General features: G+C 71.3%; 17 protein-coding genes. 3 read left to right on the plus strand and 14 right to left on the minus strand.

Features of this window, described 5'->3' with window-relative positions:
• Positions 1-20 precede the first annotated feature (20 nt).
• From paaC to paaA, 3 genes are read right to left on the minus strand one after another with little or no spacing between them, the layout of a single operon-like run.
• Positions 21-890 carry a 1,2-phenylacetyl-CoA epoxidase subunit PaaC gene (paaC, locus tag BLW00_RS07265; protein ID WP_407650955.1) on the minus strand — a complete coding sequence of 290 codons (870 nt, stop codon included), beginning with the start codon at positions 888-890 and terminating at the stop codon, positions 21-23.
• Entirely contained in the window at positions 887-1,195 is a 309-nt protein-coding gene (paaB, locus tag BLW00_RS07270) for a 1,2-phenylacetyl-CoA epoxidase subunit PaaB (RefSeq protein ID WP_092551155.1), read from the minus strand. The genes paaC and paaB overlap by 4 nt, the downstream gene beginning before the upstream one ends.
• The gene (gene paaA / locus BLW00_RS07275; RefSeq protein ID WP_092551158.1) at positions 1,192-2,229 is read right to left on the minus strand and encodes a 1,2-phenylacetyl-CoA epoxidase subunit PaaA; all 1,038 of its coding nucleotides are present in this window, start codon (positions 2,227-2,229) and stop codon (positions 1,192-1,194) included. The genes paaB and paaA overlap by 4 nt, the downstream gene beginning before the upstream one ends.
• A 111-nt stretch (positions 2,230-2,340) precedes the next feature.
• On the opposite strand from paaA, the gene BLW00_RS07280 reads away from it, so the two are divergent.
• On the plus strand, positions 2,341-2,979 hold the full coding sequence (locus tag BLW00_RS07280; protein WP_092551161.1) for a TetR/AcrR family transcriptional regulator: 639 nt from the start codon (positions 2,341-2,343) through the stop codon (positions 2,977-2,979).
• A 31-nt stretch (positions 2,980-3,010) separates the two neighbouring features.
• Here the strand turns inward: BLW00_RS07280 and paaZ are convergent, their stop codons facing one another.
• Complete coding sequence (gene paaZ / locus BLW00_RS07285; RefSeq protein WP_092551163.1) at positions 3,011-5,209, minus strand: phenylacetic acid degradation bifunctional protein PaaZ; 2,199 nt, start codon at positions 5,207-5,209, stop codon at positions 3,011-3,013.
• A 71-nt stretch (positions 5,210-5,280) separates the two neighbouring features.
• Here paaZ and BLW00_RS07290 point away from each other — a divergent pair, with 71 nt between their 5' ends.
• On the plus strand, positions 5,281-5,691 hold the full coding sequence (locus tag BLW00_RS07290; RefSeq protein ID WP_092551166.1) for a hotdog fold thioesterase: 411 nt from the start codon (positions 5,281-5,283) through the stop codon (positions 5,689-5,691).
• Positions 5,692-5,741: 50 nt separating this feature from the next.
• On the opposite strand, the gene BLW00_RS07295 is transcribed toward BLW00_RS07290, so the two are convergent.
• The 9 genes from BLW00_RS07295 to BLW00_RS07340 all read right to left on the minus strand — a co-directional run bounded on the left by BLW00_RS07295 (position 5,742) and on the right by BLW00_RS07340 (position 21,672).
• Positions 5,742-6,623 (minus strand): 3-hydroxyacyl-CoA dehydrogenase family protein, encoded by an 882-nt coding sequence (locus BLW00_RS07295; protein ID WP_092551169.1) that lies wholly within the window; start codon positions 6,621-6,623, stop codon positions 5,742-5,744.
• Positions 6,620-7,402 (minus strand): enoyl-CoA hydratase/isomerase family protein, encoded by a 783-nt coding sequence (locus BLW00_RS07300; RefSeq protein WP_092552161.1) that lies wholly within the window; start codon positions 7,400-7,402, stop codon positions 6,620-6,622. The genes BLW00_RS07295 and BLW00_RS07300 overlap by 4 nt, the downstream gene beginning before the upstream one ends.
• A gap of 143 nt (positions 7,403-7,545) precedes the next feature.
• Positions 7,546-11,709 carry an immunoglobulin domain-containing family protein gene (locus tag BLW00_RS24230; protein WP_139256652.1) on the minus strand — a complete coding sequence of 1,388 codons (4,164 nt, stop codon included), beginning with the start codon at positions 11,707-11,709 and terminating at the stop codon, positions 7,546-7,548.
• A gap of 132 nt (positions 11,710-11,841) precedes the next feature.
• Entirely contained in the window at positions 11,842-14,067 is a 2,226-nt protein-coding gene (locus BLW00_RS07310) for a cell wall-binding repeat-containing protein (protein ID WP_092551175.1), read from the minus strand.
• A gap of 86 nt (positions 14,068-14,153) precedes the next feature.
• The gene (locus BLW00_RS07315; RefSeq protein WP_139256653.1) at positions 14,154-17,363 is read right to left on the minus strand and encodes a fibronectin type III domain-containing protein; all 3,210 of its coding nucleotides are present in this window, start codon (positions 17,361-17,363) and stop codon (positions 14,154-14,156) included.
• Position 17,364: 1 nt separating this feature from the next.
• Positions 17,365-18,420, minus strand: coding sequence for a hypothetical protein (locus BLW00_RS07325; RefSeq protein ID WP_092551184.1), 1,056 nt, complete (start codon positions 18,418-18,420; stop codon positions 17,365-17,367).
• On the minus strand, positions 18,417-19,421 hold the full coding sequence (locus BLW00_RS07330; protein ID WP_245741361.1) for a heme ABC transporter ATP-binding protein: 1,005 nt from the start codon (positions 19,419-19,421) through the stop codon (positions 18,417-18,419). The genes BLW00_RS07325 and BLW00_RS07330 overlap by 4 nt, the downstream gene beginning before the upstream one ends.
• Entirely contained in the window at positions 19,418-20,542 is a 1,125-nt protein-coding gene (locus tag BLW00_RS07335; protein ID WP_092551187.1) for a FecCD family ABC transporter permease, read from the minus strand. The genes BLW00_RS07330 and BLW00_RS07335 overlap by 4 nt, the downstream gene beginning before the upstream one ends.
• Positions 20,539-21,672 carry a heme/hemin ABC transporter substrate-binding protein gene (locus BLW00_RS07340; RefSeq protein ID WP_092551190.1) on the minus strand — a complete coding sequence of 378 codons (1,134 nt, stop codon included), beginning with the start codon at positions 21,670-21,672 and terminating at the stop codon, positions 20,539-20,541. The genes BLW00_RS07335 and BLW00_RS07340 overlap by 4 nt, the downstream gene beginning before the upstream one ends.
• A gap of 260 nt (positions 21,673-21,932) precedes the next feature.
• On the opposite strand from BLW00_RS07340, the gene BLW00_RS07345 reads away from it, so the two are divergent.
• Positions 21,933-23,522, plus strand: a complete 1,590-nt coding sequence (locus BLW00_RS07345; protein WP_092551193.1) for a helix-turn-helix domain-containing protein — start codon at positions 21,933-21,935, stop codon at positions 23,520-23,522.
• Between the two features lie 162 nt (positions 23,523-23,684).
• Here the strand turns inward: BLW00_RS07345 and BLW00_RS07350 are convergent, their stop codons facing one another.
• Positions 23,685-24,713, minus strand: coding sequence for a DsbA family protein (locus BLW00_RS07350; RefSeq protein WP_092551196.1), 1,029 nt, complete (start codon positions 24,711-24,713; stop codon positions 23,685-23,687).
• Positions 24,714-24,741: the final 28 nt, after the last annotated feature.

Genomic DNA, 24,741 nt, shown 5'->3' on the forward strand with positions numbered 1-24,741 from the left:
GCCCAGGGTCGACGCGGAAGTCACCAGGTCACCCCCGGATGTGCGCGGGCCAGCACCTGCATCTCGGCCAGCATCGGGCCGAGCGCCTCGGTGTGCCGGCCCTCGCGGCCGCCGCCGCGCGCGAACGGGACGGTGGGCACGGTCAGGCCGGCGTCGGTGATGAGGCGGGGAACGATCTCGTCGAAGGCGGAGCGCAACGGTTCGAGATCGACGACGACACCGCCGAGAGTGCCGCCGTCGGTGACGTCGAGCGGCACGTGAGCCACGCCGCCCTCCGGCAAGCCGGTCTCCGCCCGGAAGAGCTCGCCCACGAACGGCCACATCGCGTCCAGCCCCCGCTGCATCCGCCGGTGCGACTCCTCGGTGCCGAGACCGAGGCGCAACAGCCACTGCACGCTGTGGTCGAGGTGGTAGTCGACCTCCTTGGTGGCCTTCGCGGCGATGGCCGCGAGCGTCGGGTCGGTCGAGCGCCGTAGTGCTCGGTAGAGCCCGTCGAAGTAGACCGAAGCGAAGAGCTGCCGCGCGATCGTGTGCGCGAAGTCGCCGTTGGGCTGCTCGAACAGCTGCCGGTTACGGAATTCGGATTCGCCGCGGAAGTAGGCGAGGTCGTCTTCGCTCGTGCCCCACGCCGAGCCGGCGTAGGTCAGGAGACTGCGGGCGTGGCCGAGCAGGTCGAGCCCGATGTTGCCGAGCGCGACGTCTTCTTCGAGCTCGGGAGCGTGGGTGATCCACTCCCCGAGGCGGTGCGCCAGCACGAGCGCGTCGTCGCCGAGACCCAGTGCATAGAGAGCGACCGGTTCGGACGCGACCGTCTCGTCGGCCGCGATCGACTCGGCGATGGCTTCGGGGGTGAGTGCCGTGGAGGCAGACCGATTGGTCGTGGGGATCACAGGTGCGGCACCGCCTCGGACGCGGTGTAGTAGACGGCGTGCCGGTATTCCTTGCCCTCGGGCGACTCGAAGAACTCGCCCTTCGCATCCGGATCCGACGCCGTGATGGCGGAGGCGGGCACGACCCAGATGGAGACCCCCTCGCCGCGGCGGGTGTAGAGGTCGCGGGCATTGCGCACGGCCATGGTGGAGTCGGGCGCGTGCAGCGAACCGGCGTGCACATGGGAAAGGCCGCGCGAGGGGCGGAGGAAGACCTCCCAGAGCGGCCAGATCTCGCGGGTGCCGGAGTCGCCAGGGCTGGTCATGACGCGATCTTCTCCGGTGCCGCGGACGCACGCGAGGCCGCGGATGCCGTCGCCTGCTTGTCGGCGTAGGCGCGGGCCGCTTCGCGCACCCAGGCCCCGTTCTCGTGAGCGGTGCGGCGGCGCGACACGCGAACGGCGTTCGCCGGGCCGCGACCCGCAAGCACCTCGGAGAACTCGGTCCAGTCGAGATCGCCGAAGTCGTAATGGCCGCGCTCCTCGTTCCACCGGATGGCCGGATCGGGCAGGGTGACGCCGAGGATCTCGGCCTGCGGCACGAGCATGTCGACGAAGCGCTGCCGCAGCTCGTCGTTCGAGAAGCGCTTGATGTTCCAGGCCATCGACTGCTGCGAGTTGGGCGAGTCGGCATCCGGCGGCCCGAACATCATCAACGCCGGGGCGTACCACCGGTTCACCGACTCCTGGGCCATCGCCCGCTGCTCCTCGGTGCCGTTCATCAGGGCGAGCAGGATCTCGAAGCCCTGTCGCTGGTGGAACGACTCCTCTTTGCAGATGCGCACCATCGCCCGGCCGTAGGGCCCGTAGGAGGCGCGGCACAGGGGCACCTGGTTGCAGATCGCCGCGCCGTCGACGAGCCAGCCGATCGACCCCATGTCGGCCCAGGTGGGGGTGGTGTAGTTGAAGATGGACGAGTACTTCGCGCGGCCCGTGATGAGCTGGTCGAACATCTCCTCGCGGTCGATGCCGAGCGTCTGCGCGGCGGAGTAGAGATACAGGCCGTGGCCGGCCTCGTCTTGCACCTTGGCCATCAGGATCGCCTTGCGCTTGAGGCTCGGGGCGCGGGTGATCCAGTTGCCCTCGGGCTGCATGCCGATGATCTCCGAATGGGCGTGCTGGGAGATCTGGCGGATCAGCGTCTTGCGATAGGCCGCCGGCATCCAGTCGGTCGGCTCCACCCGGCTCTCACTTGCGAGCAGCTCTTCGAAACGACGCCGACCGTCTCCCTGGGGGTCGTCGTCGGCGTCTCGCACGCCGCCGGTCTCGGTCGCGGCCGCCCGCGCGGTGGGGGTGACCATGGAGCCTCCTCGTCGGCGACGAACTCATCACCGTACTTACCGATCGTTCAGTAAACGATAACACCGTCGGATGCGCGGGACAAGCGTCGTCGTCGGCTAAAGTCGGGAGCCATGAGCCAGCCACTTCCCGCCGATCAGCCCGCACCGCGCGGCGGCAACGGGCGTTCGGGCCGGGCTCCCTACGACCTCGCGACGGTGCTCGACATCGCGGTGGCGGCGTTCAACGAGTTCGGCTACGACGCCACCTCGATGGGCACGCTCGCGGAACGGCTCGGCACCAGCAAGTCGGCCATCTACTACCACGTCAGCGGCAAGGCAGACCTGCTGCGGCTCGCGCTCGAACGCGGACTCGGCGAGCTGGAAGGGGTGCTCTCGTTGCCCGGCGCGCAAGAGGGACCGGCGGATGCGCGACTCGAGTTCGTGCTGCGCGGCGCAGTTCGTGTGCTCTGCGAAGAGCTGCCCTCGGTGACGTTGCTGCTGCGCCTGCGCGGCAACACCGATCTCGAGCGGGAGGCCCTCGCCCGGCGCCGCGAGTTCGATCATGCCGTGGCGGCGCTGGTCGACGAGTCGCGTGCCGACGGCACCTTGCGCGCCGACGTCGATGCCCGCACCACCACGAGGCTCATCTTCGGCATGATCAACTCGATCGTCGAGTGGTACAAGCCCGGTGGGCCGCTCACGCCGGAGCAGCTGGCCGACGACGTCATCACCGTCGCGTTCGAGGGCCTGCATCCGCGCCCCTCGGCCTGAACCGTCGCCGCGTGCCGCGGCGGTGGGCCTGCTACTCCTTGGCCACGAGGGTGAGCACGTCGTAGGTGGCCACGACGTCGTCGCGCTGGTTGTGCAGCACCGCATCCCAGCGCACCTCGCCGTAGTCCTCGTTCTCCCGCGGGGTGATCTCCTTCGCCGTGAGGGTGACGCGGATCGAGTCGCCGGGGGAGACGGGTGTGAGAAAACGCAGGTTCTCGAGTCCGTAGTTGGCGAGCACCGGCCCCGGCGCCGGGTCGACGAACAGGCCCGCGGCCCAGGAGATGAGCAGGTAGCCATGGGCGACCCGGCCGGGGAAGAAGGGATTCGCCGCTGCGGCCTCCTCATCGGTGTGCGCGTAGAAGGTGTCGCCTGTGAACTCGGCGAAGTGACCGATGTCGTCGAGGGTGATCTCGCGGGCCTCCGATGCGATGGCGTCGCCGAGCCGCAGGCGCGAGAGCGGCTTGCGGAACGGGTGCTCGCCGACCGGGTCGGCGGGGTCGACCTCGCCGACGGACGCGCTGGGTGCGGTTGGCGCGGTGGACGGGTACGCGGCAGCGCTCGACGGAGCGGCCTGGACTCCCGCCCCCGCGCGCCATTGGCCGGTCAGCGCGGTCAGCACCGCGGGCGAACCCTGGAGGGCGGTGCGGCGCATGTAGTGCTTCACGGCGCGGATGCCGCCGAGTTCCTCCCCGCCGCCCGCGCGGCCGGGCCCGCCGTGCACGAGGTGGGGCACCGGGGAGCCGTGGCCCGTGCTCGATCGGGCGTCGTCGCGGTCGAGCACGAGCACCCGCCCGTGGAACGGTGCGATGCCCGAGACGAGCGTCGCGACGACCGACGGATCGGCGCTCGCCACGGTGGCGACGAGCGAGCCGCCACCGCGGTTGGCCAGCCGCACGGCGTCAGCCAGATCGCGGTAGCCGAGCACCGAGGCGACCGGCCCGAACGCCTCCACCTCGTGCACGGCATCCGCATCAGCGTCGTCGAAGCGCAGCAGCACCGGGGAGAAGAACGCACCCGACGGCGCCGGGCCCACGGTGCCGTCGGCTCGGGTGACTCGGGGCTCCTCGAGTGAGCCGTAGGCGATCCGCCCGCCGCCGGCCAGCAGCGCCTCGACGCTGCGGCGCACCTCGGCTTTCTGCTCTCTGCTCGCCAAGGGACCCATCGTGACCCCGTCGGCGCGCGGGTCGCCCGACGTCACCCGCGCATCGAGACGGGTGCCGATCGCCGCGACCACCGCATCCAGGGCATCGGCCGGCACGATGACGCGACGGATGCTCGTGCACTTCTGCCCGGCCTTGGCGGTCATCTCGGTGACGACCGAGGCGATGAAGGCGTCGAACTCGGGCGTGCCGGCGACGGCATCCGGGCCCAGGATCGCGGCGTTCAGCGAATCCGTCTCGCAGGTGAGCCCGACCCCGCCGCTGAGCACGTTCGCGTGCCCGGAGAAGGCCGAAGCGGTCGAGGCCGAGCCGGTGAACCCGACCACGTCGCGCACGTCGAGCAGGTCGAGGAAACCGTGCACCGATCCGCACACTAGCTGCAGCGAACCCTCGGGCAGGAGGCCGGAGTCGACGATGGCGCGCACGGCGGCCTCGGTGAGGAAGGCCGTGGGGGTGGCGGGCTTGACGATGCTCGGCACGCCCGCCAGGAAGGCCGGCGCGAACTTCTCGAGCATGCCCCAGACCGGGAAGTTGAAGGCGTTCACCTGGAAGGAGACGCCCGGGATGCGCACGTAGAGGTGCTGACCGCCGAACGATCCGTCGCGGGCCAGGTTCTCGGGCGCTCCGTCGACGAGAGCGAAGGCGTTCGGCAGCTCGCGCCGCCCTTTCGAGGCATAGCTGAAGAGCACGCCGATGCCGCCGTCGACGTCGACCAGGCTGTCGCGCCGTGTCGCTCCGGTGCGCGCGCTGACCTCGTAGAGGTCTGCCTTCACCTCGTCGGAATTCAGGTGCTGCGCGAGGGCCTTCAGGATCAGCGCGCGCTGATGGAAGGTGAGACGCCCGAGCGCACCCTGCCCGACCGTGCGGGCGTGGTCGACCGCTGCGGCGAGGTCGAGCCCGTCGCTGCTGACGAGGGCCACCGGTTCGCCCGTCGAGGCGTCGAGGGCCGCGATCCCCGTCGCCGAGCCCTCCGTCGGCTGCCGCCATTCCCCCTGCAGATAGCTCGGCAGCGTGCGGGGCGACGAGGATGTCGCGGAGGCGGTTGGGGAGGCCGGGGAGATCGTGGACATCAGAGGGCCTTTCTCAGAGCTTGCCGAACGGTCAGTAGCATGGAGTGACCCCCCAGAGACGAGGACGCGGGATGACCGGCAGCGACAGCCTTCAGCCATGGACGATCGAGCTCGGCGAACTCGACCGCACGATGGGTGTGGTGGTGCTCGAGCAGTCGGCCGAGCGCGTGGTGGCGACGATGCCGGTCGCGGGGAACACGCAGTCGTTCGGGCTGCTGCACGGCGGGGCGTCGATGGCGTTCGGCGAGGCGCTCGGCTCGTGGGCCGCCGTCATCCACGCCTCCACTCTCGGCAAGACGGCGGTGGGCCTCGACATCAGCGGCACCCATCACCGCGGCGTGCGCACGGGCCTGGTGACCGGAACGGCGACGGCCCTCCACCTCGGCCGCACCACGACCTCGCACGAGGTGGTGCTGGCCGACGAGGAGGGCGACCGGATCTGCACGATCCGCATCACGAATCTGATCGTCGACAGGCGCTGAGCGGCGCTCGGCCGGCGCAACGAGCGCGACGCCGAGCCTGGTCGCGGTGTTCACTCCGGCCACGTGAAGAACCCCTCGCCGCTCTTGCGCCCGAGCTTGCCCTCGGCCACCTTCTCGCGCAGTAGAGCGGGCGCCGCGAAGCGCTCGCCGAGCGTCGACTCGAGGTAGTCGGCGATGCCGAGCCGCACATCCAACCCCACCAGATCGGTCAGGTGCAACGGGCCCACCGGGAACTTGTAGCCGAGCACCATCGCGGTGTCGATGTCGTCGGCGCTCGCGACACCCTCTTCGAGCATCCGGATCGCCTCCAGCGCGAGCACGACGCCGAGCCGCGAACTCGCGAAGCCGGGCGAGTCCTTCACCACGATCGGAGTCTTGCCGATGGCCGCGACCCAGCCGCGCGCCGCCTCGATGAGGGAGGGTGCGCTGCGGGCGCCGCGCACGATCTCCACCAGGCTCGAGGCGGGCACGGGGTTGAAGAAGTGCAGGCCGCAGAAGCGGTCGGGGCGGTCGAGGGTGGCGGCGATGTCGTCGATCGAGAGCGAAGAGGTGTTCGAGGCGAGCCAGGCGTCGCCCGGCAGTACCGCTTCGACGCGGGCGAGCACTTCGAGCTTCAGCACCAGGTCTTCGGGCACGGCCTCGATCACGAGCCCGGTGCCGGCGAGCGGGTCGGCCGAGGCGGTGAACGACATCCGTGCCTCGAGGGCGTCGAACGTCTCCGGCGTGGCGCCCCGGTCGATGCTCGCCCGGGCGGCGCGCAGCAGGCCGACTCGCGCTTGAGAGGCCGCCTCGTCGTCGCGCTCGAGCACGATGACCGACGCCCCGGCCAGCAGGAACGCGTGCGCGATGCCCACTCCCATCCGGCCGCCCCCGGCCACGCCGACGACGTCGGGAATCGCGGGATCGTCGGTGCCGTCGGCCGAACCGGTCATCTCTTCCTCTTCTCCAGGAACGCGGTCATCCGCTCGAACTTCGCCGGCGACTCGAAGAGCACCGACTGCGCGATCTCGTCGACCTCCGGATGCGCCGAGCGCGGCGCGCGGAACACCGCCTTCGTGAGGCGGACGGCTTGGGCATCCTGCATGGCGATGCGGTCGGCCAGGGCGTCGGCCGCCGCATCGAGGTCGGCGGAGTCGTGCACCTCGGTGACCAGGTGCAGTGCGAGCGCCTCCTCGGCATTCAGCACGCGGCCGGCCAGCAGGATCTCTTTCGCCACCGGTTCGCCGACCAGTTCGGCCAGCCGCCAGCTCGCCCCCGCGGCTGCGATGATGCCGAGCGAGGTCTCGGGGTTGCCGATGCGGGCGGTGGTGCCGGCGATGCGGAAGTCGGCGGCGTAGGCGAGTTCGGCGCCACCACCGAGAGCCCAGCCGTCGATCGCCGCGATCACGGGCATCGGCAGCGCGGCGATGCGCGTGAACAGGCGCGAATTGATGCCGGCCAGCGCATCCGCCCGCCGCCGCTCGCGCAACTCGGCGATGTCGGCCCCCGACGCGAACACGCCTCCGGCGCCGCTGATGATGAGGATGCGCGGGGCCGCCTCGAGCTCGGCGCACACGGCGTGCAGCTCGTCGACCAGCCCGCGGTCGATCGCGTTGCGCACGGCAGGCCGGTCGATCCGCACGTGCAGCCGGTCGGCTCGGTCGTCGACCCGCCGGAGGGCCGTGGTCGGCAGGGCGGAGGGGGTGACTCTGCCCGCGAGACCGTCTGGCATGGGATCCTCGTGTGATTCGTACTTACCGACCATTCGTTCAGTAAGGATGTCATGGAGTACTGAGACGGTCAAGACCGGCGGCCCCGAGACGGAGAACGGCCCCTCCCCGGCGAGGGAAGGGGCCGTTCCGTGGAGGAGCGCTTCTAGCTGCGCCGCACCCGGCGGATCGCCACCGCGCCCGCTCCCGCGACCAGCAGGAACAGCGCTCCGGCGAGCCAGCCCGCCGCCTCGAACCCGGTGTCCGAGAGTGCGACGGCGCCCGACCCGCCGGCCGGACGTGTCTCGCCCGGATCGATCGGCGTCACCACGGTCTCGTCGGCCGCGGTGAACACCGCCCAGCCGATGACGCTGCCGTCGGCGGCGCGCACCACCAGGTGGTGCTCACCCGCCGGCAGATCGGCCGGCAGGGTCGCCGTGGTGGTGCCGGCCGATGAGACCGCCGACCAGCCGAGGAACGCGGGGGCCGAGTGCACCTCGGTACCCACGAACGAGCCGGCGTGCTCGGTGCCCACCGAGATCGTGACGACGTCACCGTCGATTCCGAGGATCGACACCGTTCCCTGAGGGGCTGCGGCCAGCTCCTCGTCGGTCAGCGGAATCAGCGGGGCGCTCGGCTCGACCGGGTCGACGGGATCGACCGGGTCGGGCGTGACCGTCAGCACGGCGGCGTCTGAGGTGACCGAGCCGAGGCCGTTGGCGACGACCGCGCGAACACTCACCCCGTCGTCACCCGCCGCGTAGGGCAGCGCGAGCGTGGTCGAGGTCGCACCCGCGACATCCGCCCAGTCGCCGTCGACGGCTTTGCTCTGCCACTGCACGGTGGGTGCGGGGGCACCGGTGACGCCCACGGTGAACAGCGCCACCGGATCGCCCGCGGCCGGGGTGGCCGGAACGGCGAGACCGCTCGGCTGAGCCGTGACGGCCGGAGCCGCCTCGTTCAGCGTGACCGGGTTCGCGGTCTCGAACGGTGCGTAGATCGCTCCGCCACCCGCGTAGGTGTAGACGCCGTAGCTGCCCTCCTTGTCGAACGCGCCGCTCTTCACCGTCAGCGTCGTCTCGAAGGTACCGTCGGCCGTGATCTCGATCGCACCTCGGCTCGCACCGCCGATCGTCTCCAGGTCGGCCGCGTGCACGCCCCAGCGGATGTCGATCCCGGGGCGCGCCGACGAGGGCGCCCCCGCGCTCGGCTGCCAGGCGTCGGCGAACTTGCCGAACACGACGTAGGCGCCGCCGAAACCGCTGAGCGGCTGGCCCGCCCCATCGGTGTCCGGGGCGTGGGGCAGGAAGCCGGAGCCCGTGACGGTGATGGTCTCACCGTTCGGATCTAACCCCGAGGTCTTCGACACCGTCACCGTCGGCACGGCGGGCTGAGCCACCGTGATCGGCACGTACAGGTCGAACTGGGGGAGGGCATCCGACCCACGGCGCGGCTCGAACATCATCGCCACGCCATACTCCTTCGCCGGGTCGAGCGACCCGGCCGGCACCACGATCTCGCCGGTGGCGAACGACAGGTCGCCGGCCGAGTAGTTGCCCACCGCGAGCGGCACGAAGCTCGAGTAGTCGATCGGGTCGTCACCCGGCTGCCAGACCGACTTCTCGACCACACCGATATGGAACAACCCGGAGGCGCCCTGCGGCAGGGCCGGCAGCTTGCCGAGCGCGAAGCGCAGCGTGTTGTCGACCGCCGGGTCGAGGTTCTCGCCGGGCGTCACGAAGATCGGCGTGTCGGACGTGGGCAGGATGGTCACCGTCGCCGCGTCGGTGACGACCGAGGCGAGCCCGTTCGTCGCCGTGAGGCGGTAGCTGTACGACGCGATCTCCGGCGTGATGAGGCCGAAGTCGAGCACGTTGTCGATGGCGCCCGGAACCTGCTCCCAGGTGGTGCCGTCGGTGCTCCGCTCCCACTGGAAGCGGGGGTAGGGAGCGCCGTCGATCCAGGCCGCGAGCCAGCCGCTGCCGCCCTCGAAGACCGTGAGGCTCTTCGGCTGCGCGGTGATCGTGGCGGGCAGGGTCGAGACGCTCAGGTGCACCTCGTCGGAGGTGACGGAGCCGGTGGCATTGGTGGCGATCACCCGGATGCCCGTTCCGTCGTCGGCCAGCGTGATCGGGTAGAGGTTGTACCAGGAGTAGGTGCCGTCGGAGGCCACGTTCTCCCACTCCCCGCCGGGCAGCTGGCGCTGCCATTGGTAGGTGGGCGCCGGATATCCGGTGACCTCGACCTGGAAGTACGCGCTCTGATCGACTAGCGCCGAGACATCCGTCGGCTGCGTCGTGAAGACGGGCGCGGCGGAGGCGGTGACCGACAGGGTCGCGGCGACCGAGGTGGCCGTGCGGTCGCCGAGAGTGGCGACAGCGCGAACGAATGCGCCGTTCCAGTCGGCGACGGTGACGCCGGTGAGCGCGAGCTCGTCATCCGTCTCGCCGTCGAGGTCGGCCCAGTCGCCGTCGGCCTTCTTCGCCTGCCACTGCAGGGTCGGCGTGCCGCTCTGCCCGATCGCCTCGGCCTCGAAGGTCACGTCGTCGCCCTCGGAGAGGGTGGCCGAGACCGGTTCCTTCGTGAACAGCACGCCGTAGTCGGGGGCGGAACCCTCGAATGCGACGTCGATGGGCATCGGCGGCTTCAACGGGTCGGCGGTCAGGCCGCTGGTGTGCCAGTAGCTCGAGAGGCCGGTGGCGTACTGGAAGTCGACGAACGACTCCGGCCAGGAACCCCAGTTCGGGTTCGCATCCTTCGCCGCCTGCGGGATGGCCGAGGTGGTGGAGCGGGCCGAAGTCGGATCCTGCGCGTCGGTGAGCGGGAAGTAGTCGACGTTCTTCCAGACCGGGTCGATGGTCAGCCGGCCGTCGACGATCGTGGCGCCGCGAACGGTGGCGATCTCCACGTTCTCCCGCGGGTCGAGCGGCACCTTCACGGTCGGGTCGTCCATCGAACTGCCGAAGCCGCCGACGCGGGCCGTGATCGAGCCGTCGCCCTCGGCATCCAGCACCAGGCGCGGGTTCTCGAAGTACCAGCTGACGAGTCCGCCGTACGCGTTCACGGTGCCGGCGCCGGACCACCGGATGTCGGTGCTGCCGTCGGTCGAGGTCGAACCCGTGCCCTCGGTGAAGAGGAACCGCTGGTCGATCAGGTCGGAGCCCTCGGCGGGGGTGCAGCGCGTTCCCACGCTCACCACCTCCGAACTCCCGTCGGCGTGCTTCTTCACCACGAAGACGTCGCCGTCGATCGAGCGGTAGTCGCTGCCGAGTCCCTGCACCTTGCCGGCCACGAAGTAGTTGCAGCCGCCCGCGGGCGACGCGCCCTGGTGCACGTCGTTGAACCCGAACTCGACGGTCGCGCTGGTGATGGGCGTCGCACCCGGCTCGCTGGTGCCCGGCCCGCTGGTGCCCGGGTCGGGGTCGGACTCGGGGAACGCGATGGTGATCGGCTGCGCGACCTTGGCCGCATCCGCCGCTCCTCCGCTGGAATACCAGTAGGAGGCCTGGCCGGTGCCGAGCTGGTAGTCGACGAACTCCTGCGGGAAGGCGCCCCAGTTCGCTCCGGTGGTGCTCTGCGCGGTGGCGCCCTCGGGGAGCGTCAGCTGAACGCCGGCGTAGTCGGGGGCGATCACGATGCCGTCGGCGGTCACGTCGACGGGCACGGTGAACACGGCGATCTGCGCCTCCTCGGCCGGCAACTCGGTGAACGCGCTCGAGTCCTCCATGCTCGTGCCGTAGCCGCTGAGCGTGCCGACCACCGCGCCCTGGCCGCTCGTGACGGTGAGGGAGGGATCGCTGACCGTGAACTGCGTCAGACCGCCGTAGTAGGCCACGGTGAAGTCGCCGTGCCACTGGATGTCGGCCGAGTCGGTGGCGGGGTCGTAGGAGCCGGTGCCGCCCGAGATGCTCACGCGGTTGCCGGTGTACCTGCCGGCGGTGGGGCTCGTGATGGTGGCGCCGGTGGGATCGGTCTTCGTGCCGGCCCAGGTGGCCGTGGAGTAGTTTCCCTCGGCATCGGGCTTCTGAATGGTGACGTTGCCGTCGGTCGCGCGCCATTCGCTCTCGGCGATGGTGTCCGAGGCATCCGACTTGGCGATCGCGCCGGCGCTCAGCACGTTGTAGGCGCCCGAGTAGGAGCGGTTGCCGGTCTCCTGGTTGAGCGACCACGCGAAGACGGCGTCGTCGACGCTGATCTCGGTGGAAGCGGGTGCCGGCTCTGCCGGCGCTGCGAACGCCGGTGTCGCCACCAGGCTGCCGAAGGCGAGGGCTGCTGACAGCCCTGCCGCGACGGACGCGCCCAGACGCGTCCGACTTCGATGTGACTTCACGTTGTCTCCTCTGGTGAGGGCGCAGCCGGATGCGGCGAATCCCCCCAGCGTTAACTTAGGTAAGGCTAACCTAAAAAGCAAGAGGGGCCCTCCGGAATCCGGAAGGCCCCTCTGGGCGGTTTCAGGCGAGCGTCAGGGGGCGCAGGCCGTGAGCGACTGCACCGCCGGCGACAGTGATGCCGGGCCACCGAGGAGCGTGACGCGGTCGGGGTTGAGGGCCGCGATGTCGTCGAGCGCGGCTTGCGGCACGCAGGTGCTCGGCACCACGTAGAGCGGGGCCGTCGACGAGGCGGCGAGCGCCGCGCCGGCCAGCGCGTCGGGGAAGTTCAGCCCTGTCGCGATGAACACGTCGTCGGCGCGCGTGAACGCGTCGCGGTTGATGGCGATCGAGGCCTCGAACCGGTCGGCGCCGGAGAGACGCGTCACCGGAGCGACCGCGGCGAGTGACGACTCGATGCCGGGAGAGACGGAGTTCGGGCCGCCCGCGATCTTCAGCGTGGTGACGCCGAGGTCGTCGAGGGTCGCCTTCGTGGCGACATCCGCAGCTGCGGCGGCGCCGTAGACGAGGAGCACCGGGGCTCCGGACGATCCGCCCGCGGCGCTCGCCGAGAGCGCGTCGGGGAAGTTCGTGCCGGTGGCGAGGTAGGCGCTCGTCGCACCCGTCTCGCCGAAGGCGTAGTCGACCACATTGCGGGAGGCTTCGTAGCGGTCGGCGCCGCCGATGCGGATCGCCGACTCTCCGGCGAGCGACTGAAGGGTGGAGAACACGGCGGGCGACACGGAATTCGGGCCGCCGACCACCACGATCGTCTTCGGCGCCAGGCGTTTGATCTCCTCGGAGACGACGGGCAGGAGCTGATCGGGAGGGGTGAGCAGCAGTGGGGCGTCGTCGCTCGCGGCGGCGGGCGCGGCGCTCAGGGCGTCGGGGAATCCCGCGCCGTTGGCGATGTAGACCGTGTCGGAGTTCGCCGGATGCGAGGTCTGCGAGATCTTCACGGCCACGTCGTAGCGGTCGGCGCCTTCGATGCGCGCGGCATCCGGCAGCTCGAAGCTCAGCGGGGTGTACGTCTCGAAGGGCGCGTAGACCGCGCCGCTGCCCGGATAGGTGTAGATGCCGTAGTTGCCGGCGGCGAGGGCGCCGGTGAAGTCCTTCTGCACGGTGAGCTGCACGCTGAACGAGCCGTCGGGGTTGATCGGGACGGCTCCCGCGGCGGCGCCGCCCACCGACTGTACGTCGGCCGCGTCGATCGCCCACTTGGTGGAGAACGTCTTGCGGGCCGAGGAGGGGACACCCTCGGACGGCTTCCAGGCGTCGAGGAAGGTGCCGAACGCCACGTAGACCCCGCCGAACTTGCCGGCGAGCGGTGGTCGGGAGCCACTGGTCGCCGGTGCGTTCGGCACGAAGCCGCTGCCGGTGACGGTCACGACATCGGTGGCCGGGTCGAGCCCCGTGGTCTTCGACACGGTGATCGTCGGCGCGCCGGAGAGCGTGACGCTGATCGGCAGGGCGACCTTGCCGGCATCCGACGACCCTCCGCTGGAGTACCAGTAGGAGGACTGGCCGGTGAGGCCCTGGAAGTCGACGAAGCTCTGCGGGAACGCACCCCAGCTGTCTCCGGTGGTGACCTGCGGGGCGGCACCCTCCGGAGTCGTGATGCTCACGCCGAGATACTCGGGGTCGACGGAGAAGCCGGTCTGGGTGACGTCGACGCCGGTCAGGTCGGCGAGGGTCACCTCGGTGGCGGGGAGGGAGGTGAACTCGTCGGGGTTCTCCATGCTCGTGCCGTAGCCGCTCAACGTGGCCGTGATGGTGCCGCTCCCGTTGTCGAGCACGAGGTGGGGGTTGCTCACGGAGTACTGCGTGAGGCCGCTGTAGAACGCGACGGTGAAATCGCCCGTCCAGCTGATGTCGGCGTCATCCGCGGCGGCGTCGGCGGTGCCGGTTCCGGAGGCGATGGAGACCCGGTTGTCGCTGGGCTTTCCGCCCGTGGTGAGCGCCGCTCCGGTGGAGTCGGTCGAGAGACCGGCCCAGGTCGACGTCGCGTAGCCGCCGTCGGCCTGCTTCTTCTGGATGGTGGTGTTGCCGGCCTGGGCGAGCCACTCCGCCTGTGAGATCACGTCGCCCGCGCTGGTCTTCGCGATCGTGCCGGCGCTCAAGAAGTTGTAGCCGGGGCCGAACGCCTTGCTGCCGGCCTCATCGCTGAGGCCCCAGGTGAAGACGGCGCCGGAGACGGCGGCCGGCGTCGGGTCTGCGGCGAGAGCCGGGGTGGCGGACACGGCGGAGAGCGCCAGGGCTGCGGTGACGCCGGTCGCCAGGGCTGCGCCCGTGCGCGACCGGATGGGGTGGTGTGTTTTCACAGTGACTCCGAGTCGAGGGATGAGATATGGGTAGCCTATCCTTAATGAGGTTAGGCATACCTAATTAAACAAGCCTGCTCATCCGGTCAGAGACGTCGCGAGGTCGCCCCCAGCAGGACGAGTCCGCCGCCGGCTCCGGCGATCACGACCACGAGTCCGAGCAACGCGATCAGTGCGGCGAGCAGCAGGATCACGTCGTCTCCGAGAGCCGCGGATGTCGCGGACTCCACGATCACCACAGAGGAGCTCCGGGCATCCGTCGTCACCGCCTCGGTCGCCACCGGGAGTGCGCTCAGCACCGCGGCGGCCGGCAATCGCGGCGGCGGGAGCTTGCCCGCCGGAACCCGCGCGCTCGCCTTCACCGCCGTCTCCGGCGGGGCGGTCGGTGCGGCGAACGTGGCCGCGTCGTAGCCCACCGTGAACGGTTGGGCGGCCTTCGCGGCATCCGCCTGTCCGCCGCTCGAATACCAGTAGGCGGCCTGCCCCGACTCGAGATGGAAGTCGACGAAGCTCTGCGGGAAGGAACCCCAATCGGGGCCCGACCGTGCCTGCGCGGTCTGGCCCGGCGGCAGCGCGACGGTGACGCCGCGGTAGTCGGGCGTCACGGTGAACCCGTCGGCTCCCACCTGCGCGCCGCTGAACACCGCGAGCGTGACCGTGCGGTCGGCGAGCGGCACCCAGGTGGCGAGGTCGTCCATGTCGGTGCCGAAGCCCCCGACGGTCGCGGTCAGGGTGCCGGTGCCGTTCTCGACCGTGAGGACGGGATCGCTGAGATACCAGAACGAGAGGCCGCCGTAGTAGACGACGGTGACATCGCCCGTCCAGCGGATGGTCGCCGTGCCGGTGGCCGGGTCGACCCGGCCGGCGCCACCGGTCATCACGAACTGGTTGCCGCCGTAGGGCGTCGCGGTTCCCGAGCTGAGGGTGGCGCCGGTGCGGTCGAGGCATTTCGTGGTCCAGGATGCGCGCACGTAGCGGCCCGAGGCATCCGGTTTCTCGATGGTGACGTTTCCGGCGGACTCGGCGTACTGCGCCGGGCCGAACACGGCCGAACCTCCCGGATCGGGGGTGCGCCCGGCGGAGAGGTAGTTGCAACCGCCGAAGTAGGCACCGTTGTTGGTCTCGTCGTTGAGTCCCCAGCGCAGCACGGCGTCGTCGAGGGTGAGGATGCCGCCGCCGGCTCCTCCTCCGACGACGTCGACCGTGACCACGGTGGCCTCGGCGCCGGCCGGGGCGGCTCCTCCGTCGAGCTCGCTGTCGCTGACGAAGAGCAGGTAGTGGGTGCCGGGGCCGAGGCCTTTCGTGGAGACCGTGAGGCTGGGACGGGCGGATGCGCTTTCGCTCGCGCCGCCCGTCGAGACGGTCGTCGCGAACGTGGCGTCGCCGTACCACCAGGCCTCGCCGCTCTGGATGCCCGTCCACGGGACCGTGACCGTGGCGTCCTGACCCTGGTCGACGGTCACGGGGCCGCCGACGGTCGCGGTGGCGTCGGCGACGATGCCGGCCGAGATCGCCGTCTGGAGTGCGGCGCGGTCGGCGTAGGCCGGCGGCCGGCTGCCGGGAGAGGAGCCCGTCGGGGTCGTGACCAGTGGGCTGAAGTCGGAGCGCTCGCCCACGCCGGTGGCGTTGATCGCGGCGACGCGCACAGAGTATGCGGTGCCCGGGGTGAGGCCGCCGAACCGGGTCGCGGGTGCGGAGTCGCGGTCGTCGACACTGATCTCCGAGGTTGCGACGAGGCCCGCGCCCGGGGTGAAGAGGTCGATCCGGTAGCCCGTCACGGCGGAGCCGCCGGTGTAGCGACCGGTGGTGGGTGCGCCCTGCCAGGTGAGCGACCGAGCCGAGTCGGCGGTGGGAGCGGCCGGAGGGTTCGACCACTCGGTGGTGGGGGCGCGCTCGCCGAGGGTTTGGGCGACGTAGTCGGCCGACCAGGCCGGCACGGTGCTCGTGGCCGACGACGGGCGGAACCGCTTCACGCCGTCGACGAGGTCGTAGGCGACGACGCCGGCGAGGTAGCGGCTCGATCCCTCGAGCCCGGTGACGACGGCCGAGGTCGTGGCGCCGACGTCGAGGGTGGTGGTGACGAAGGAGTTGGCGCTCGTGGCCGCCTGGTCGTGGCGCCGTTCCAGGATGCGCACGGCGTAGCCGGCCGGGGCGGGGTCGCCGGATGCGGCATCCCAGGTCACGGTGAAGCCGTCGGCGGTGGGAGCGCTCAGCGTCGGCGTGCCTGCGCGGCTCAGCGAGAGTGCCCCGGCACTGGCGGCGGGCAGCGTGACGGATTCGCTGACGAGGGCATCCGGAAGGGCGGATGCCCCGTCGATCAGCGTGACCCGGGCCGTGACGGTGGTGGCGCCGAAGCCGACGCCTTCGATGCGGTAGCGCGTCGCGGTCGCATCGACCTCGGCCCGCGCGATGAGCGTGGCGGTGTTGGACACGGAGCGGCCCGAGAAGAGCTCGACCCGGTAGCCCAGCGGAGTCACGGATGCGGGCGGAGCCCACGCGATGTCGACGGCGTAGTCGACGGCGGCGGGATCGGTCTGCACGAGCACCTGGCCGGGTGCGGGGGCGGTGGTGGCCGCCCAGGTCGAGGCGGGCAGGGGGGTCGGAGAGGGTGGTGGGATGGTCGCCGCGACCTCGGCGGCGGTCGTGGGTGGCGCGGGCTCGGGGGTGGCGGTGGGCGGGGCATGGTCGGACGCCGCCGGATCGAGCGGGGCCGGCGGGGCGGCGGTGCCCTCGGTGGTGCCCTCGGCGGAGTCGGTGGAGTCGGCGGCGGGTCCCTGTGTGGGCGGGGTCGGGGGTGCGGCCGGCGTGCCCGCCGCGGGGTCGGCCTCCGGCGTGGGCGGCGAGTCGACGGGAGGCACGGGCTCGCCTGCGAACGGGGTGGTGGCTTCATCCGGTGCGGCCCCGGGGGTGGGCGCGGGAGTGTCGGTGTGGGCGCCGGAGACCGCGCGAGTCGTGACGGTCGCGGCCGCGGCGCTGGCGGAGATCGCGGGGGTGGCAGCGCTGGTGGTGGCTGCGGGGGCGCTGGCGGAGATCGCGCGAGTTGTGACAGTGGCGCTGCCGGCGCTCGTGGAGTTCGTGGAAGTGGCCCCGTCGGCGCTGGTGGAGTTCGTGGAAGTGGCCCCGTCGGCGCTGGTGGAGTTCGCGGTAGCGGCGGTGCTGGTGGCGGCGGGGGGCGCGTAGGGCGAGGGGGCGGCGGCGAAGGCCGCCGTCGGGACGAGCGCCGTCGTGAGGCACGCGGCGGTGAGGGCGGCCGCCACGACCGCCGCCCGCATCCCGGATGCTGATCCGCGTCTCACGTCAGGCTCCCCGCCCGGAGTCCGCACCGGCGCCGTTACCGGGGCCGGAGCCAGAACCAGTGCTGGAGCCGCTCCCGCCGGCGGTCCGCGCGTTCACCCCGCCACCGATGCCACTCGCGGGCGGCGATCCGGCTCCGGCTCCGGCACCGGCATCCGTCGCCGCCATCGCCGCCGCCGGGGCGGGCGCGGGGAGCACCGCGCGCCTGCGCGAGCTGAGCACCGCCCACACCAGGAAGCCGATCGCCGCGAGCGCCAGAACGCCCACGCCGCCGACCGCGCCGAGCAGGATCGGCACGAGGTTGCCGTCGTCGGAGGCAGCCGTGGGCGCCGCGATGATCGTGGTGGAGACCGGTGCGGGGGCATCCGTCTCGAGCGAGGTGTTCGCGCTTCCGGCGGCGGCCGCGGCGGCAGCTGCGGCATCCGCGGCCGCCTTCTCCGCCTCGGCGGCTGCCGCGGCATCCGCGTCGCCGGAGTAGAGATGCTGGAACGAGATCGGCGTGAAGCTCTCGTTGCTCGGATTCACCACGCCGTGCGCCCCGATGGTGATGATGCCGCACTGCACGGCGAGACAGTCGACCGTGGTGACGTCGCCGTTGCGGTCGTAGGATTCGAAGGAGGCGCCCGGGATCTTCATGGAGGCCGACCAGCTGCCATCGGCCGACACCTCGCCGCCGTTCGCGGCGTACTCGGTCGAGGAGCCCGGGAAGCTGACGAACACCTGGTACCCCACCGGGTTCGCCTCGTCGTCGTAGACGTAGCGGTAGGTCGATCCGGTCGCGCCGCCCTGGCTGGGCGCCCACGCGCCGCCGTCGACCCAGCCGAAGAACACGTAGATGCCGCCGAAGCCGCTCGGGATCGACTGGAATCCGCTGCCCGTCACCGTCACGTCGGTGAGGTAGTCCGGATCGGCGACGCCCACGAGCTCGGGCTGTCCGGTCACGGAGACGCGCACCGACCCGGCCGCCTGCGCCGGCGCCGCGGGCCCGGCCACGGCCGTCCCGAGCACGGCCGCCACCGCGACTCCCAGTGCGGCGAGCATCTTCGTCGGTCGGTTCATGGGGTCTCCTCGAGAGTGGACACGCACATCGACTCGCCAGATTCTGACGGAATGGCGGCGGTCGTAGCGGCGTGTTTTGGCGATTCGATTGCGGGCTCGGTGGCGCGACGGGGCAGCACGATCGCGGTGCCCGTGACGGGATGGCGGATGACCTCGACCTCCACCTCGTAGACGGAACCCAGCAGGGCCGGCGTGAGCACCGCATCCGGCGCCCCGTCGGCGACCACGCGACCCGCCGAGATCAGCACGATGCGGTCGGCGTAGGCGGCGGCGAGGCTGAGGTCGTGCAGCACCACCACCACGCAGTCGCCCGCGCGGGCACGATCCCGCGCGATGCGGAGCACGTCTTCCTGGTGCCGCAGGTCGAGCGCGGCGGTGGGTTCGTCGAGCAGCAGGATGCCCGTCTCCTGCGCCAGGATGCGCGCCAGCGACGCCCGCGCCCGCTCGCCGCCCGAGAGCGACGGCAGCGGCCGATCGCGGAACCGGGTGGTCTCGGTGAGCGCGATCGACTCCTCCACCACGCGGTCGTCGTCGGCGTCGCGGGGCGTGCCCTGCCAGGGCGCCCGCCCCATCGCCACGACCTCGCGCACGGTGAAGGGGAAGAACACGCCGTTCTGCTGCTGCAGCACCGCGCGCCGCCGCCCGAGTTCGCGCAGGCTCCAGTCGGCGAGCGGGCGCCCGGCGATCTCCACCGCTCCGGTCGTCACGGCCTGATCGCCGGTCACCACCGAGAGCAGCGTCGACTTGCCGGCGCCGTTCGGCCCGATCAGCGCCACGACCTCGCCCGGCGCGGCGTCGAACGACACGTCGTCGAGGATGCGGGTGCCGCCGATCTCGACGCTCGCCCGCTGCACCCGCAGGGCCGGTTCGCCGGAGCCGAGCGGCGCATCCGTCGCACCTGCCATCGAATCGCCGATGATCGCGCTTTCACGGCCCGCCATTCCGACGAATTCTGGCGACTCGACGGATGCGGTCGCTGCGCGACGCGAGAACACGCTCATCCCCAGCCCCCTGCCTTCTTGCGGGTGCGGCGGAGCAGCCAGAAGAAGAAGGGTCCGCCGATGAGTGAGGTGAGCAGGCCGATCGGCAGGTCGGCCATCGGGATGGCCGTGCGCGCCACCAGGTCGGCGGCCACGAGCAGCACCGCGCCGCCGAGCGTCGAGGCGATGAGCAGCGGGAGATGCGCCGGGCCGATGATCATGCGCATGAGGTGCGGGATGACGAGACCCACGAACGCGATGATGCCCACGAAGGCCACCGCCCCGCCCACGAGCAGGGCGACGAGTACGATCGACACGATCCGCAGCGCCTCCACGTTCACGCCGAGGTGCCGCGCCGCCTTCTCGCCGAGCGAGAGCAGGTCGAAGCGGCGCGAGAGCACGAGGGCGACCGCGATGCCGACCACCACGACCGGGAGCACCACGAGAACGTCTTGCCAGCGCGACCCGTTGAGGCTGCCGAGCTGCCAGAACACGATCGCCTCGCGCGACTGCGTGTCGGCCAGGAACATGAACAGCGCCAGCCCCGCCCCCGCGAAGGCGTTGACGGCGATGCCCGTGAGCACGAGGGTCACCACCTCGGTCTTGCCGTTCGCGCGCGAGACGGCGTAGACGAGCAGGGTGGCGAGGAGGCCAGTCACGAAGGCGGCGAACGCGATGGTCCAGTCGCCGAGGAAGTTCAGGCCCAGCACGATCGTGGCGGCCGCCCCGAGCGCCGCGCCCGAGCTCACGCCCACGACGCCGGGCTCGGCGAGCGGATTGCCGAAGATGGCTTGCATGATCATGCCGCTGGCCGCGAGCGCGGCGCCCACCAGCACGGCCATGGCCACGCGGGGGAAGCGGATGGTCCAGAGCGCGCTGTCGCCGTTCGGATGCGACGGCAGCGGCCAGATCGTCACGCCGATGCGGTGCAGGATCGAGCCGAGCACCTCGTCGGGAGCGATGGCGAGCTGCCCGGTTCCGGCTGCCACGAGCGAGACGACCACGAGGGCGACGCCCAGCACCACGAACAGCACCGCCCGCCGCCCCACGCCCGCGCGCCGCGGCAAGGGGTCGACGCGCGCCTCGAGGCTCCCGCCCGCGCCGACCCCGTCGCCGCCCACCGTGGGAGTGACGCGCGTCATCGGGCCGCACCCGACGCGTCCGGGGCGTAGATCGCACGGGCGAGGGCGTCGAGCACGGAGGCCGAACGCGGGCCGAAGCTGAGGATCTCGTAGTCGCTCATGTCGACGATGCGCCGGTTCGCCCCGGCCGGCGTCTCGGCGACCGCCGGGATGCGCTCGAGCAGTCCGTCGACGCCGCCCACCGACTCGAGGCCTTTCGTCATCATCAGCAGGATGTCGGGCTGCGCCTTCACGAGCGCTTCGGCCGTCATCGGCCGCATGCCCTGCCAGCCGATCTCGTCTGCGACGTCGATTCCGCCGAGCGCGCGGATCAGCGCATCCGCCCCCGACTCCTCGCCGAAGATGTAGTAGACGCCGGCGTTGCCGCGCACGTAGAGGAACAGGATGCGCGGCCGGTCGGCCGGGTCGGCCGGCGTCACCGCCGCGATCTCCGCGATCTCGGCCTCGATCTCCCCGGTCACCCGCGACGTCAACTCCGCGCCGGCCGCAGGAACCCCGAGCGCCGCCGCCACCAGACCCACGATCTCGCCCACGTTGTCGAGGTTGCGCTCGGGGGTCGTGACCACCACCGGGATGCCGGCTTCGCGCATCTGCAGCACGACGTCCCACGGCCCGATCGAGGAGTCGGTGATGATGACGCTCGGGTTCAGCCCGAGGATCGCCTCGCCGTTCAACTCGTGACCGTTCTGCGTGACCAGTGGCAGCTCGGATGCGCCGGCGAAGCTCGTCGAGGTGTCGCGCCCCACCACGCTGTCGCCGAGTCCCAGGCCGAAGACCGTGGCGGCGAGGGAGCCGTAGATGTCGAGTGCGAGGATGCGGCTGGTGTCGGTCACGGTGACCTCGGTGCCCTGGTTGTCGGTGACGGTCGCGGGGAGGGCGGGTGCGGCATCCGTCGTCACCGGAGTGACGCCCACGTCTTCGAGACAGGCGGTCGATTCGCCCTGGTGGGACTTCGGATCGGGCGTGAGCGGCAGGTCGGCCAGAGCGACGTCGCTCGAGACGCACTGCGCTCCGGCGGAAGCGCCGCTCGCGTTGCTCGAACAGGCGCCGAGGGTGACGGCGGTGGCGAGAGCGAGGGCGAACGCGACGCCGGAGCGGACGCGTCGGCGGAGGGGGGTGAGAGAGGTCATCAGTCCGAACTCGTGGGAGGGGCGGGGCGCCGTCGGGCGATCGTCACGATCCTAGTTAGGTTAGGCTAACCTAGTCAATTGGCCGGGGGCCTCGCATCCGGCCGCCTCTCGTGCACCGCGTGGAGGGTCCTCGTGCACCCTCCGGCGGGTTACACTCGTCACGTGGGCGCATCCGGGCGGATCCGGAATTCGTAGGGGATGACGAAGCTCTGCCCACGAGCAGGCTTGGTGGGGCTCTGCTCGGACGGAAAGAGACTGTCGTGAGCGACCCCTCTGAGCGATCCGCGATCTCCCAGGAACTGCAGGATGCCGTCTCCCGCGCCGATTGGGATGCCGTGCAGACGATCGTGGAGCGCAACTGGTCGGCACTCATCATCGCCGATCCCGCCGTCATCCGCGACGCCGTCGCCGCCCTGCCCGACGCCGTCGTGGCCGCCAACCCGCGCTGGATCTCGGCGCAGAACTACCTCAGCTATCTTCCTGTCGGCGACGCCCCGCGGCCCCTGCGCTTTCGCGACACCGCGCCACCCGGACTCTCCTCGGCGCTCATCGACGTGCTCGTGGAGCTCACCAGCCGAGCCGCCGCTGCGCGTGTCGCGGGGCGTCTGGACCGGGCCGTGCGGTGGGTCGACGAAGCGCGTGACGCCCTCGGCGACGCCACCGACGAGGCGGTCGTGGAGATGCAGTACTCCCTGCCCGACCTGCACAGCCAATGGGGCAAGGTGCGCGAGGCGGCCGGCCAGAGCACCGAGGCGTTCCGCGAATACCAGGATGCCCACGACCTCGCCGCCGTGACCGGCAACGAGCTGATCTACCAGAGCTCGGCGGGCAGTCTCGCCTGGCTGCACACCATCGCCGGCCAGACCGCCGAGGCGGAGGCGTGGCTCGACCGGGTTCCGCGCGGCGATCCGCCCGCGGAGGCGCCCGATTGGACCTCGAAGCGCTACGGCATCACCGCTCACCTCAGCCGCGCCCTCGGACACATCGACCGGCTCGAATACGACGAGGCCCGCGAGGTTCTCGACGTCTACGCCGACGTGGCGAAGGCGCCCGACTACTGGGCCATCATCCTGTATCTGCGGGCCCGCCTCGCCCGGCACACGGGCGACGCCTGGCGGGTGCTCACGCAGATCGACTCGGCGGTGCAGAGCCGCCCGCCCGAGCTCACCGCGAACGGCATCAGCGCGCACTTCGTCGCCGTGGCGCGCGCCGAGCTGTACATCGAGCTGGAGCAGCCGGCGCGAGCGCGGCAAGCACTCGGCGGGCAGCGGTCGACGCCCCCGTCGACCTACTACCTGCAGCTCGAGCAGGCGAAGATCGACATGCTCACGGGCGACCTCCAAGCGGTGACGCGCATCGTCGAGCCGTTGCTCACCGTGGCGACGTCGGCGCAGCGGGTGATCGCCGAAGCCCTCGTGCTGCATTCCGTGACGCAGCTGCGGGGCGGATGGGAACGGGAGGCGGGCGAAGCCTTCCAGCAGGCCCTGGCGCTGATCGAGTCGGCGCGGTTGTATTCGGCGCTGACCGTCATCCGCAGGGGCGACTTCGACGCGCTCGTGGCGCTGGTTCCGGCCGGGGCACTCGCCGGGGCGGCCGGGCCGGCGCTCGACCGGGTGCGGGAACGGGGGAGCTTCCTGCCCGAGATGGACTCGACGGTTCCGCTCTCGCCGCGCGAACGATCGGTGCTCGCCGAACTGGTCTCCGGCGCATCCGTCGCCGAGATCGCGAACCGGCTGTTCGTGAGTCAGAACACCGTGAAGTCGCAGCTGCGGAGCGTCTACCGCAAGCTCGGTGTGGCGAACCGCGCCGAGGCCGAGCAGGCGGTCGGCCGCCTCGGCCTGCTCGACTGATCGCCCCGCCGCGCCGCGCCGGCGCCCCGTCGCGCGGTGGGCCGCCCGCCGCCCCGGAGGCAGATCGCGCTTCGGGAGGATGCTCCGTCCTCCCGAACGTGCGGATGGCCGTGATCTCCTCCCGAACGGAGGCCGGGTCGAGGTGCCTCCCGGCGACCGAGGCTACTCGGCGGGGCCGTCGGTGGGGGCCGGAGTGGGCGCGGGGGTCGAGCCGGTGCCCGATCCGTCAGACCCGCCGGTCCCCGATCCGTCAGTCCCCGTCGCATCCTCACCGGCCGCCGCCGACGCCTTCGTGAAGACGTCGGTGATGAAGGTGTTCAGCGCCTCGGTGTCGTCGAGGGCTCCGGTGTAGGCGGTGCCGTCGATGACCACGAGCGGAACCGTGGTGAGAGACGTGACGTCGGAGTTCGGGATGGTCTTCTGCGCCCGCGCGGTGGAGTTCGCCACCCAGTCGTCGAACTCGTTTCCCGTGATGCAGCTCGCGACGGCGGGATCGGTGACCCCCGCCTTCTGCACGAGCGCGACGAGGTCGTCGTTGCTCAGGCCGCCGTCGGGCAATGTGGATTGCGCGGCGACCAGTGCGTTGTGCACGACGAGCGTCGCATCCGGAGTCGTGTTCGCCACGCAGGCGATGGTGTTCGCGGCGCGGGTGGCGTAGCTGTCGGAGCTGCCGGCGCCCTCGAGGGCGACAGGGTGCAGCTCGAGGCTCGCGTAGCCGGCAGAGACGTACGACTGCAGGGCCGATCCGTTCGCGGTCTCGAACTTCGCGACGTCGGGGCTCGAGTAGTCGACGTATTCGGTGACCCGCAGCACGGTCGAGGTGTCGAGGTCGGAGGCGACGGGCTGCGCATCCGGCTGGATGGCAGCGGTTCGGGTGGCGGTGGCCGGCGGTGGCGTCGCCCCTTCGGCCGTCGAGGCGGCCGACGGATCGCCGGTGAAGAGGATGCCGTCGCTCAGCATGTTGAGCGGTCCGACGAAGGTGGCACGGATGCCGCTGTAGACCGCCCAGCCGGTGCCGGCGAGTGCGAGCACGCCGACCGTGATGAGGCTCGTGATGAGCACGACGCGGTTGCGCTTCTTGCGCCGCTGCTCCTCCTCGCGACGGATGCGTGCGATCTCGCGGGAGAGCGCCTGGCGGTCCTTCTTCGAGAGCCCCTCGTACATGCTCTTGTCGGACTTCGCTGGGCTCATGCCGCGGGTGCTCCTTGCTCGCTGGGAT

The organism is Herbiconiux ginsengi (assembly GCF_900107435.1).
Classification (GTDB): domain Bacteria; phylum Actinomycetota; class Actinomycetes; order Actinomycetales; family Microbacteriaceae; genus Herbiconiux; species Herbiconiux ginsengi.

Excerpts from the sequence above, each read along its gene's own strand:
- paaB (WP_092551155.1), bottom strand. The coding sequence starts at position 1,195 with ATGACCAGCCCTGGCGACTCCGGCACCCGCGAGATCTGGCCGCTCTGG.
- paaA (WP_092551158.1), bottom strand. The coding sequence starts at position 2,229 with ATGGTCACCCCCACCGCGCGGGCGGCCGCGACCGAGACCGGCGGCGTG.
- BLW00_RS07280 (WP_092551161.1), top strand. The coding sequence starts at position 2,341 with ATGAGCCAGCCACTTCCCGCCGATCAGCCCGCACCGCGCGGCGGCAAC.
- paaZ (WP_092551163.1), bottom strand. The coding sequence starts at position 5,209 with ATGTCCACGATCTCCCCGGCCTCCCCAACCGCCTCCGCGACATCCTCG.
- BLW00_RS07290 (WP_092551166.1), top strand. The coding sequence starts at position 5,281 with ATGACCGGCAGCGACAGCCTTCAGCCATGGACGATCGAGCTCGGCGAA.
- BLW00_RS07295 (WP_092551169.1), bottom strand. The coding sequence starts at position 6,623 with ATGACCGGTTCGGCCGACGGCACCGACGATCCCGCGATTCCCGACGTC.
- BLW00_RS07300 (WP_092552161.1), bottom strand. The coding sequence starts at position 7,402 with ATGCCAGACGGTCTCGCGGGCAGAGTCACCCCCTCCGCCCTGCCGACC.
- BLW00_RS07325 (WP_092551184.1), bottom strand. The coding sequence starts at position 18,420 with ATGAACCGACCGACGAAGATGCTCGCCGCACTGGGAGTCGCGGTGGCG.
- BLW00_RS07330 (WP_245741361.1), bottom strand. The coding sequence starts at position 19,421 with ATGAGCGTGTTCTCGCGTCGCGCAGCGACCGCATCCGTCGAGTCGCCA.
- BLW00_RS07335 (WP_092551187.1), bottom strand. The coding sequence starts at position 20,542 with ATGACGCGCGTCACTCCCACGGTGGGCGGCGACGGGGTCGGCGCGGGC.
- BLW00_RS07340 (WP_092551190.1), bottom strand. The coding sequence starts at position 21,672 with ATGACCTCTCTCACCCCCCTCCGCCGACGCGTCCGCTCCGGCGTCGCG.
- BLW00_RS07350 (WP_092551196.1), bottom strand. The coding sequence starts at position 24,713 with ATGAGCCCAGCGAAGTCCGACAAGAGCATGTACGAGGGGCTCTCGAAG.